General features: G+C 64.5%; 10 protein-coding genes. 4 read left to right on the forward strand and 6 right to left on the reverse strand.

The window, feature by feature from the left end:
* Positions 1–75 precede the first annotated feature (75 nt).
* The 4 genes from ACMDW7_RS14060 (at position 76) to ACMDW7_RS14075 (ending at position 5,820) form a co-directional block, all read left to right on the forward strand.
* Positions 76–1,782 (forward strand): phosphoethanolamine transferase, encoded by a 1,707-nt coding sequence (locus tag ACMDW7_RS14060; RefSeq protein WP_377303330.1) that lies wholly within the window; start codon positions 76–78, stop codon positions 1,780–1,782.
* Positions 1,779–2,510, forward strand: coding sequence for a phosphatase PAP2 family protein (locus tag ACMDW7_RS14065; protein WP_377303328.1), 732 nt, complete (start codon positions 1,779–1,781; stop codon positions 2,508–2,510). Before ACMDW7_RS14060 ends, ACMDW7_RS14065 begins: the two co-directional genes overlap by 4 nt.
* Positions 2,507–3,517: a MipA/OmpV family protein gene (locus tag ACMDW7_RS14070; protein WP_377303326.1), complete on the forward strand. Its 1,011-nt coding sequence runs from the start codon at positions 2,507–2,509 to the stop codon at positions 3,515–3,517. The genes ACMDW7_RS14065 and ACMDW7_RS14070 overlap by 4 nt, the downstream gene beginning before the upstream one ends.
* Before the next feature lie 230 nt (positions 3,518–3,747).
* A complete protein-coding gene (locus ACMDW7_RS14075) occupies positions 3,748–5,820 on the forward strand; it encodes a M3 family metallopeptidase (protein WP_377303324.1) in 2,073 nt (690 codons plus the stop codon).
* Between the two features lie 23 nt (positions 5,821–5,843).
* Here ACMDW7_RS14075 and ACMDW7_RS14080 read toward each other — a convergent pair whose 3' ends face one another.
* The 6 genes from ACMDW7_RS14080 to ACMDW7_RS14105 all read right to left on the reverse strand — a co-directional run bounded on the left by ACMDW7_RS14080 (position 5,844) and on the right by ACMDW7_RS14105 (position 10,966).
* Positions 5,844–6,707 carry a CPBP family intramembrane glutamic endopeptidase gene (locus tag ACMDW7_RS14080; RefSeq protein ID WP_377303322.1) on the reverse strand — a complete coding sequence of 288 codons (864 nt, stop codon included), beginning with the start codon at positions 6,705–6,707 and terminating at the stop codon, positions 5,844–5,846.
* Between the two features lie 33 nt (positions 6,708–6,740).
* A complete protein-coding gene (locus ACMDW7_RS14085) occupies positions 6,741–7,892 on the reverse strand; it encodes a hypothetical protein (protein WP_377303320.1) in 1,152 nt (383 codons plus the stop codon).
* Between the two features lie 736 nt (positions 7,893–8,628).
* Positions 8,629–9,147: a hypothetical protein gene (locus tag ACMDW7_RS14090; protein ID WP_377303319.1), complete on the reverse strand. Its 519-nt coding sequence runs from the start codon at positions 9,145–9,147 to the stop codon at positions 8,629–8,631.
* Between the two features lie 151 nt (positions 9,148–9,298).
* Positions 9,299–9,679: a hypothetical protein gene (locus tag ACMDW7_RS14095; RefSeq protein WP_377303317.1), complete on the reverse strand. Its 381-nt coding sequence runs from the start codon at positions 9,677–9,679 to the stop codon at positions 9,299–9,301.
* 368 nt (positions 9,680–10,047) lie between these two features.
* Positions 10,048–10,443 carry a DUF5329 family protein gene (locus ACMDW7_RS14100; protein WP_377303315.1) on the reverse strand — a complete coding sequence of 132 codons (396 nt, stop codon included), beginning with the start codon at positions 10,441–10,443 and terminating at the stop codon, positions 10,048–10,050.
* Positions 10,444–10,531: 88 nt separating this feature from the next.
* Complete coding sequence (locus ACMDW7_RS14105; RefSeq protein WP_054124915.1) at positions 10,532–10,966, reverse strand: organic hydroperoxide resistance protein; 435 nt, start codon at positions 10,964–10,966, stop codon at positions 10,532–10,534.
* Between the last annotated feature and the right edge of the window lie 60 nt (positions 10,967–11,026).

Here is an 11,026-nt window from a genome sequence, read left to right on the forward strand (position 1 = left end):
TGGGGGGCTTGCGCAAAGCTGAATGTTCGCCGCCCGCTTCAGCTTCGCTTCAGCTTGGCTGGGCATGCTGGGTTCATGGAAAACCCTAGTATCGACGCCAAACCCGATCAACCGAAGTCTGGCGTGGCGGCCGTAGTGGGCTGGCGCCTGCAGGCGTCGGTCGAGACCGTCATCGTCTGCCTGTGCCTGTTCTGGCTTCTGTCGGCCAACGGCGCGTTCCTCGCCGGCGCACTGAAATCGCGCAACTGGAGCGAGCCAGGCACCTGGGCGCTGCTCGCGGCCATGGTGGCACTGATCCTCGCTCTGCATGCCGCCATCCTTGGGGTGCTGCTCAATCGCTGGACACTCAAGCCCCTGGGCACGGTGCTGCTGATCGGCACGGCCCTGGCTGCGTTCTACATGCAGCGCTACAGCGTGGTGCTGGACCCCTCCATGCTGCGCAACGTGCTGCGCACCGATCTGCACGAAGCCGGCGAGCTGCTCTCCTGGCCAATGCTGCTGCACGTGATGCTCTATGCCGGCCTGCCGACGCTGCTGCTGTGGCGCGTGCAGATCGTGCAGCGGCCGCTGGCGCGTGCTCTGCTGCGCAGGCTCGCTTTCATCTTCATCGCCGTGGTGTTGGGCGTGGTCAGCGTGCTGGCGGCGTTCCAGCCCCTGGCGTCCTTGATGCGCAACCAGAAGGAGCTGCGCTACCAGCTCACTCCGGCGAACTATCTGTACTCCCTGGCCAGCGTGGTGGCCGGTGACGTGCGCGGCGCAACTCGCCCGCGCGAGCCCATCGGGCTGGACGCCAAGCCCGGGCCCAGCTGGGCGCAGGCGCAGCGTCCGAGGCTCATCGTGCTTGTGGTGGGCGAAACCGCGCGTGCCGCGAACTGGGGCCTGTCGGGCTACCAGCGCCAGACGACACCCGAGCTGGCCAAGCTGCCGGTCATCAACTTTGCGCAGGTCACCAGCTGCGGCACCAACACCGAGGTCTCCGTTCCCTGCATGTTCGCCCCGGTAGGCCGGCGCGACTATGACGAAGCCCGTATCAAGGGCCAGGAGGGGCTGCTGCATGTGCTGGCCCGCGCAGGCGTGCAGGTGCGCTGGGTGGACAACCAGTCAGGCTGCAAGGGTGTGTGCGACGGCCTGCCCACCGATGCAGTAGCCACGCTGAACCCGCCGGGTCTGTGCTCTGACGGCCGCTGCCTGGACGAGGCGCTGCTGCCCAGCGTGGATTCGGCCATCCTGCGTGCTGCGGCCATGCAGAAGCCCGGTGTGGAAGTGCTCGTGCTGCACCAGCTGGGCAACCACGGGCCGGCCTACTTCCGCCGCTACCCGCCCGCATTTGCGCGCTTCACGCCCGCCTGCCGCGACGACGACCTGCAGCGCTGCAGCCTGGAAGAAATCCGAAACGCCTATGACAACGCGCTCCTGTACACGGACCACCTTCTGGCCAGCGTGGTCGCGCGCCTGCAGGCAGCAAGCGAGCGCGTGGATACCGCGATGTATTACGTGTCTGATCACGGCGAGTCTCTCGGCGAGAACCGGCTCTTCCTGCACGGCATGCCCTACGCGATTGCGCCGGATGTGCAAAAGCGCGTCCCGATGGTCATGTGGTTCTCCGAGAGCTTCAGCAAGCGCGCCAATCTGGACACGGGCTGCGTGCGCGAACGTGCGCAGAAAGACGCCTTCAGCCACGATCACCTGTTCCATACCCTGCTCGGTCTGGCTGACGTTCAGACCAGTCTGTATGAGCCGACGCTCGATGCCTTGGCCAACTGCCGGAAGGCCGCGCCATGAGTACCGTGCTCAACGCGCCGCCGGGCAGCGGCCACGCATGGCAGCACCGCCTGCGACTTGATCTGTGTGTGAGTGCCGCGGCCCTGCTGCTGCTGGCCGCCTGGGACTTCAGCGGTGCCGATCTGATCGTGAGCCGCATGTTTGCCGACGCAAGCGGCTTTGCCCTGCGCAACGACGTGCTGCTCGCCCGCGTGTTTCACGATGGCGGCCGCTACCTGGGCTGGGTGGTGCTGGCTGCGATGCTCTGGATTGCCGTACGGTCGAGCGCGCGAGGCAGCGCCGATGCACCACCCCGGCGCCTGCAGCTGCAATGGATAGGCGTGATGCTCGGCTGCGTGATCCTGATCGGCGCCATCAAGCGCTTCAGCCTGACCAGCTGCCCCTGGGAGCTGGCCGAGTTCGGCGGGCTGGCGCACTGGGTCTCGCACTGGCTGCCGGGTGTGAGCGATGGCGGCCCGGGCGGCTGCTTCCCGTCCGGCCATGCGGTGACAGCTTTTGCCTTCCTTGGCGCGTGGCAGCTCTGGCGCCCATGGCGACCGCGGGCGGCCCAGACCGTACTGTTGATCGTGCTGTTTACCGGGGCACTCTTTGGCGCCGTGCAACTCATACGCGGCGCGCACTATCTCAGCCACACGCTCTGGACGGCGTGGATCTGCTGGACCCTGTGTGCGCTCGCCGCGGCATGGCTGCACCGCCGCCTGCCTGAATCCGACCGGAGACCCCAATGAGTTCTGCTTCGCGTGTTCTGCTTCTCAGCTTGGGCACCCTGCTGGGAAGCGCCGGTGCACAAGCCCAGGTCAGTTCGCCGGACATGCCCGCACTGAACCCCAGCGGGAGCGTGAGCGCTGCGGCCGCGGCCGCCGAGGCCGATAGCGAAGCCCAACGCGAAAGTCAGCGCATGCGCATGGCGATCGCCAACGCGCGACGCGACCCGGCCGGGTTGCTCGACCTGCCGCCGGGCCGTGTGCAAACCGATGACACCCCCAGTTCCTTCAGCTGGCTGCTCGGTCCGGCCATTCTGAACACGCCCGCCTATTCGGGTTCGGACACCCGCAAATGGAAGGGCCGCATCCTCGCATCGGTGCGTTGGGGGCGCTTCAGCTTCAACGGCCCGCGCGCCGGCATTGCGCGCAGCTTCTCGGATGGCGGCTCCGAAGTCGCCGGCGCAAGTGCCTCGCTCATCGAGCGGCCGACGTTCAGGGTCAACTTCGGCCTGAGGTTGGACTCTGGCCGCAAAGCGGGCGATGACCCCGAGCTTGCCGGCCTGCCTGACATCAAGCGCCGCGTCACCTACTCGCTGGGCAGCACACTGAATCTGACCGAGTACTGGTCTGCAACGGCCACCTTGGCCAGCGACATCAAGAGCACGGAGACGGGCACCGTGTTCTCGCTGGGCACCGGCACCTCGCGCCGCATCGCGCCCAATTGGATCGTGGGGCTCAACGGCTCGGTGTCCTATGCAGACAACCACTTCATGAAGATCTACTACGGCGTGCCGCAGAACCTGCCGCCGGGCTCCACGCTCACGCCCTACTCCCCGTCCGCGGGTTTTCGCGATATCGGGGTCAGTGCATCTATCCGCCATCAGCTTGGCCGCCACTGGGTCGGCTTCGGCCAGATGGGCTTCGGCTACCTGATCGGCCCGGCCGCCGAAAGCCCGCTCACGAAGCAGCGGCGCCAGGTGTCGTACATGATGGGCGTGGCCTACAACTCCAACGCCATCACCCTGCGCTGAGCCGCGAGGACCGACACACCGGAGATCGCACACCGGGAGACGCAACCCGCCCAGCGCGCTCACGCGGCGCACTTGGATAGCGCTTTGACAAAGCACGCCCGCCAGGTTGCCCGGACGGCAACTGGCCTGCTCCCGGCACCCGCTTAGGCCCGGCCCGCCATGCTGCGGCTGCACAGGGGCGGCCACCTACACTTTGCGGCTTCCCGTCTACCGCCTCACAAAGGCCCGCCATGTCTGAAGCTGCACCGCTGGGCAACCCCCTGCTCGCCACCTGGTCTACCCCCTACGGCCTGCCGCCGTTCGAGCAACTGGCGCCCGAGCACTTCCTGCCGGCCTTTGAAACCGCCTTTGCCGAGCACCGCGCCGAGCTGGACGCGATCGCTTCAAGCACTGCCCCGGCGAGCTTTGAGAACACCATCCTCGCCCTGGAGCGCAGCGGCAAGAAGCTCAAGCGCGTGCACGCCACGTTCTCCAACCTGGTGGCCTCCGAGGCGCCTGCCGCCCTGCAGGCCGTGGAGCGCGATGTCGCCCCGCGCATGGCTGCGCACAGCAATGCCAAGTACCTGAACGCCGCACTGTTTGCGCGCATCGACACCCTGCACCAGCAGCGTGACACGCTCGGCCTGGACGCCGAGAGCCTGCGCTTGCTTGGCCGGGTGCACATGGACTTTGTCATGGCCGGTGCCAAGCTGCCCGCCGACATGCGCGCGCGCTACGCCGAAGTGACCGAGACCCTGGCCAAGCTCACCACCGAGTTCAGCCAGAACGTGCTGGCCGACGAGCAGGACTACAAGCTCGTGCTCGAGACCGAGGCCGACCTCGCCGGCCTGCCCGGTTGGGTGATTGATGCCGCAAGAAGCGCCGGCGAGCAGCGCGGCCTGCCCGGCAAGGCCGTGATTGCCCTGAACCGCGCGCTGTACGTGGGCTTTCTCACCTTCTCCACTCGGCGCGACCTGCGTGAGCAGCTGTTCAAGGCCTGGACCTCGCGCGGTGCCGGCGCGCGCGACAACGCCGCGCTGATCCAGCGCATCATGACCCTGCGCCAGGAGCAGGCCACGCTGCACGGCTACCCCAATTACGCCGCCTACGTGCAGGCCGACATGATGGCCGGCAGCACGGATGCCGTAATGGACCTGCTGCACCGCGTCTGGGCGCCTGCCAAGGCCGCTGCCGCGCGCGACCAGCAGCAGCTCGAAGCCCTGGCCCGTGCCGACGGCATCACCGAACTCGCCCCCTGGGACTGGCGCTACTACGCCGAGAAGGTGCGCGTGCGCGACTACGACCTCGACGACGCCGAGATCAAGCCCTACTTCAGCCTGGAGCGCATGATCGACGCCATGTTCGACTGCGCCCAGCGTCTGTTCGGCCTGCGCTTTGTCGAGGTGAAGGGCGAAGTTGGCGGCTTTCGGCTCTACCACCCCGACGTGCGCCTCTGGGAAGTGCGTGACGCCAAGACCGACGATCTGCGCGCCATCTTCCTGGGCGACAACTTTGCCCGGCCAACGAAGCGCGGCGGCGCCTGGATGAGCCTGTACCGCCACCAGCGCAAGCTCGACGGCGCCGTGCTGCCTATCGTCGTGAACAACAACAACTTCGCCAAGGCGCCGGCCGGCCAGCCCACGCTGCTGTCCTTTGACGACGTGCGCACCCTGTTCCACGAGTTCGGCCACGGCCTGCACGGCCTGCTGAGCGACGTGACCTACGAGCGCCTGTCGTGCACGCAGGTGCTGCGCGACTTTGTGGAGCTGCCCAGCCAGCTCATGGAGCACTGGGCACTGGAGCCGCAGGTGCTCAAAGCCCATGCCCGCCATGTCGAGACCGGCGAGCCGATCAGCGACGCGCTGATTGCCAAGCTCAAGCGCGCCCGCCGCTTCAACCAGGCCTATGACAGCGTGCAGTACACCGCCAGTGCGCTGGTGGACATGGCCCTGCATATGCAGACCGATTTCAGCCAGCTGGACGCCAAAGCCTTCCAGGCTGCCGAGCTCGCCCGCCTGGGCATGCCCGCAGCGATTGGCAGCCCCATGCACCACCTCGTGCACTTCCGCCACCTGTTTGCCGGCTACAGCTATGCCGCCGGCTACTACGTGTACCTGTGGGCCGAGGTGCTGGACGCAGACGCCTTTGACGCGTTCGTGGAAACCGGCGACATCTTCGATGTGAGCACCGCCCAGCGCCTGCTGGCCAACATCTACAGCGCCGGCAACCGCCAGGCCCCGCGAGAGGCCTACCGAGCCTTCCGCGGCCGCGATGCGAAGGTGGAGCCGATGCTGGCGAAGAAGGGCTTGCTGGAAGTGGTGTGACCGGCAGGCGCGGCCACCGGGATTCAGGCGCTGCGCTTCCACATCGGCGGGACGATCAACCCTCGCCGATGTGCCATCACCAGCATCACGATCCCGACGGAGGTACACGCCACGAGCGCCAGCACAGAGGATTCGACGCCGAACTGTCCCCCAGTCAGGTAGTCGGGGCCGCTGATGGTGGAGCGAATCAGGCCAGGCGCAGCATAATTGCCCGAGACGATGCCGGAAAAGACGGCCTGCTGCGTGTAGTTCCACGCCATGTGGAAGCCGATGCTCAGCCACAGCCGGCGGGTCAGCATGACGGCAGCACCCAGCAGAATGCCTGCCTCGACCGCGATGAACAGTGCACCCTCCAGCGTGGCCTGCGGATTGATGAGGTGGGTCAGACCGAACACCAGCGACGACACGATCAGTGCCACCCAGCTACCAAACCACTTCTCCACCGAGAGAAACAGCACGCCGCGAAACAGCAGTTCCTCGAAGACGCTCGAACTGAGCGCCATTGCAATCGCGGGCAGCAGAAAGCTCAGCGGGTTCAAGCCCTCGATCCGATAGATGCCCAGCGCCATGAGCACCCCCACACAGGCCGCGTAGAGCCCCGCGCCCACCAGCAGGCCGACACCAAACTCGCGGCCCATGCCGGGCAGGCTGAGCTCGCTGACGGCGCGCCGCTCAATGAAGTGTGAATACCCGATGTACACGACAAAGCCGGCGATCACCATTGCAAGGATGTGCTTAGCGGCCTTGATCGGCTGATCTCCGTAGCTCTCCATCAAGTCGCCGTTGAGCCCCATCATCAGCAACAGGACGAACCCAAGCAGCAGAATGCGTACCGGCGATGAGGCAAACACGCGTTGTGCACGAACAGACAGAGCCTGGGAGGTCATCGTCACGCTTTCCGGTGGCATTCGATTGAAATATCAGGTGCCGAGGGCATGCAGCTTGCCCTCGATATGTTCTGGCGCTTCGATCGTGCGCAGCCACTTCACCGAACCCACCGCCCATTTCGGATCGAGCTTGCGCAACTCCGCGACCAGCCCAGGCAAATGCGCTGCACCGTAGGTGATGAATATCTTGTCGTCTGTCGATTGCATGATCTGCCGAGCGAGGGCTCGGTTGCGGAAGTCCAGAATCACGGGCTGCATGTGGCCGGGCGTCGTGGCGGCTGAATCCTGGGCAAGCGTGAAGACGCCGCGGCACACCACGCCGCCGAGCATCTTCTGCGCTTCGCTTCCGCGCTTCAACCAGTCGAGCACCTTCAGCGTGAGCGCGTTGTCGTTCGCAGCAGGTTTGGGCTTGAAGTCGTTCGCATGCGCCTTCGCAAAGTTCGGGTCTTCGCGCATCAGGCGATCGAATTCTGTCTTGAGCTCGATCGCGTCGACATCGGCAATCACATGGCGCGTCGGGTGCTCGGCCTTGTCGGCTTCCAGCAGGCCGAAGAAGTCAAGCTGGAACTTCATCCCACAGAGATCGCCGATCGACTTGTAGGTGCCGCTGAGGTCGCTGCCACCCACAAGCTCATGCGACAGCTTCTCGAAAAATGCCCTGGATTCAGGCGATGACGTCTGGACGCCTTCGTAGTAGACGGCGTAGTCCTCCGACAACGCCTTTTCAAGGTCATAGATGACCGCCTTGTAGAAGTGCTCGGAGCCGATGTGCTGCATGCCTTGAAACACGACGCGCTTGGAGCCATTGCTCAACGCCACCTGGGGAACGGTGGCCGGTCGGGTATCCGTGACGATCATCAGGTAGTACACGGGTGCTGCGACCATCACGCCCAAGACGAAGGTCCAGCCCACCACGGTGCGAGACCAGTTCGCGACAAAAGATCGCGCCTGGGCCCCGCGAGAAAACCGTCTGAGCAGCAGCGCGCTGGCAACACCCAGCACCGCCGCGACCAGCACAAGTGCTGCAAGCAAGCCGTACCCCCAACCGATGAGAATGGGCAGCCCCAGAACGAACGCGCTGCCCAGCACAAACCATGCGATGGCCTGCAGGCGGATGCGCCACAGCGGTGAATGCGAGGCCGCGGGCAAGGCCTGCTGTGTACGAAAGCTGGACGAGGTCTTCATGCGTTCAATCCCTGGGCAAATGGCCGCAGACCTCCAGAGTGACTCGTCGGGCGTGCTGAACGCGGGCTGCGCCGCTGTCGGGTGAGACGTCCCGGAGCCCGCCGCCTGACGCTGCGGTGTGGCGCCTCAGTTAGCCCACAAAGAGAGTGGCGACCATTTGCCAAATTGCGTGAGCAGAAACAACCAGCGCGATTGTCTTCGTGTACGCCGAGTTAGCCAATCATGTCTTTGCAGTCTGCCGAATGCATGCCACATGCGCAGCACTTTGGGTGGATGTAGCGTCTTCGTCGCCCGCGCCGGCCCCCGTTCCGCAACGCGAAATGCCGTCCCCAGCCTGGAGCCACAGCGATGCCGCCGGCGGCGATGCGGCGCCGTGGCCAACGTGCTGGATGCAGACGCCTTTGACGCGTCTATGGAAACGGGCGACACCTTCGACGTAAGCCCCCCCAGCGCCTGCTGGCCGACATCTACAGCGCCAGCAATCGCCAGGCCCCGCGCGAGGCCTACCGCGCCTTCCGCGGCCGCGACGCAAAGGTGGTGCCGATGCTGGCGAAGAAGGGGTTGTTGGAGGTGGTTTGAGCGACGAGCCAGGGATCGCTTGCGCGGTGCACTCAAGCACTCTTATGCACTGATCGATAGCGTTATCGGTCTCGCTTGAATGATCGGAACTGATCGGCGAGCAGCGGGCTGAGGAATGCCGCCGAAAGCACTTCCGCCTCGATTGCCCGCTTGCACATCAGCGCTCCCAACCGTCGAACAAGGATTCGTTTCTGGAGGCGACAACAAGCGCATCGCCATTCGCGATGTATGCAAGCGGCTGGAAAGCAAACGCCATGTCCCAGAACTGTGCCTGCAGCGGAAGTAGCCAGTCCCAACAGCCTTTTTCCCAACTCGTGTCGAGACCCTTCTCAATCTCAGCTGGTGTGCGAAGCGTCCACTGGCCGTGATTCACAAAGCACTCGTAGCTTGGCAGCTTTCGGGCTTGATCCGCATTCTCGAAGACCCACCACTCGTCGTAATGTGCAGATGGGAGCGCCAGATCCTCGTGAAGGGGAGGACTCAGCATTCCCGCCGCGAGTGACTGCCAACCCAGCAATTTTTCTTCGTCAGACGGAAATATCGGTCCTGAGTCAAAGCAAGCGATAAGTAGAGAACGCTTCCGAAAGATCCGCTTCAGCCGGGACTCGACGTCCCAGATTCCCGGCTCAATCTCAATCCACTTGAATCCGTCAACGCTACCCGTGCCACAGTGCATGTTCTGGTGCCTTTTGAGACAGTTGGGACAGGTCTCATGGGATGACCAGCGGCACACACTGCGGGTGCTGCTGGTGCCCGCGGCTAGGCCCGTCTCACCTTTGAAAATGCCAAGCTGCAACAAGGGCTCGGGGAACGTCCTCCTCCTCCAGCTACTGCGCGTTGGCTGACGAGTCTCGCTGAAAGACTGCTGCAGCCATGACCGCCGCGCCCACGGCTCCGACCGCGAGGTCAAAGGCGAGTGCAGCCTGGCCCTGAAATCGAAGGCCAAGTACCAATGCGATGGCCCACCCCACTGCGAATCCTGCCAAGGAACCAGCCATAGAGAAAAACAGCAACCGCGTTGCCGCGATGGCATCGCGTCCGTTGAACAAGCTGCCTATCAGTAAACAGACGCCGACAGCAGCGCCGGCCAATAGCGCATACAAGCTATCCACAAGCAAGAAGTTGCTTCTCGACAGCACAAACGACGTCGCAATCACAACGGCAATACACCCGAACCCCCAAACAAAGTGCATCTGACGCTCCTCCATTCGTGTTCTCTGCACCTTCGAGCAACAGCAGCTTGACCTGCACCCAAGCGTGTCGAGCGAAAAAGTCCCGAGGCTACAAGCGCTTCACGCTTGAACTGCGCTTGCTGATCAAGACACACCTCGTGAGCTCCGCACACAAAACATCGGGACACGGCTATGACCAAGTGTGCACCGAACTGCAATGACAAGCAGCGTCCGGCAAAGCGTTGGGGGGTAGACAAGTCGCGATTCGCCATTCAGTCGACCTTGCAGGCGCTAGTGGGTTCGACCTCTGGCGCAAACTCATCAACGCTCCCCGTAGAGCTACTTGTCACTTGAACGCAGTTCAGTTCACGTTCGACCGGCGAGCCGTCGGCCACATATGGCATCTAGCGCACTGACGATCCCGCCCACTCCCGCAGCACCACACCCGCAGTCCGCGTCTGGTTGCCCTGGCGGATTTCGTAGGGCTTGCCAGTGGTGCTGGACTGGCTCGCGCATTGGTCGATGAACTGTTCGACGGTTTGCACGGTGGCGCACTGGGCGGGCCATTTGCGGCGTAGGAACTCTGCCGCCTGGGCGGCGCTGTAGCTGCGGCCGTTGCGGATGAAGCGCAGATCCTGCTGGGCTTCGATGCGGGTGATGAGCGCCTCGATCTGCGCGCGCGCCGCGGCTGACTTAGCTACAGGTGCCGTGCTGGGGGCCTGTGCGACCGCCGAGCCTGCTGCTGCGGTCAGGAGCAGCGCGAACGCAAGGGATTTGAAATGCCTTTCCGCTTGTCCCATGCGGCTTTTCAGCCTATTTGGTCTGGAAAGCCGCATGGATACTGGGTCTGACTGATTCGGCCCGGGCATCAGCCGCCTTCGCAAGCGCTCAAACTGTCTTGACGGTGAGGCTCACGTCCACGTTGTTGCGCGTGGCGTTGCTGTAGGGGCAGACCTGGTGCGCGGTGTGGATGAGCTTTTCGGCGTCTTCCTGGGACAGGCCGCCGACGGTGGCGACCATGTCCACCTTGAGGCCGAAGCCGCCGGCATCGTTAGTGCCGATGCCCACGGCGCAGTCGATGGCGATGCTGCTCGGGTTGAGCTTGAGCATGCTCTTGGCCACGAACTCGGCAGCGCTGCCGAAGCAGGCGGCGTAGCCGGCGGCAAAGAGGTCTTCAGGCGTGGTGGTGCCGGGCTTGCCGGGGCCGCCCATGGCCTTGGGGATGGACAGGTCCACGCTGACGATGCCGTCGCTGGACTGGGTGTGCCCGTTGCGGCCGCCGGTGGCGTGGGCGTGGGCGGTGTAGAGAACCTTCAGTGCCATGGTGCTTCTCCTCCTCGATGAACCGGTTCAGCGGGCCGCTGCCCGCCGCAATGCGAACTG

The sequence above is a fragment of the Piscinibacterium candidicorallinum genome, assembly GCF_047549485.1.
GTDB lineage: Bacteria > Pseudomonadota > Gammaproteobacteria > Burkholderiales > Burkholderiaceae_C > Piscinibacterium > Piscinibacterium candidicorallinum.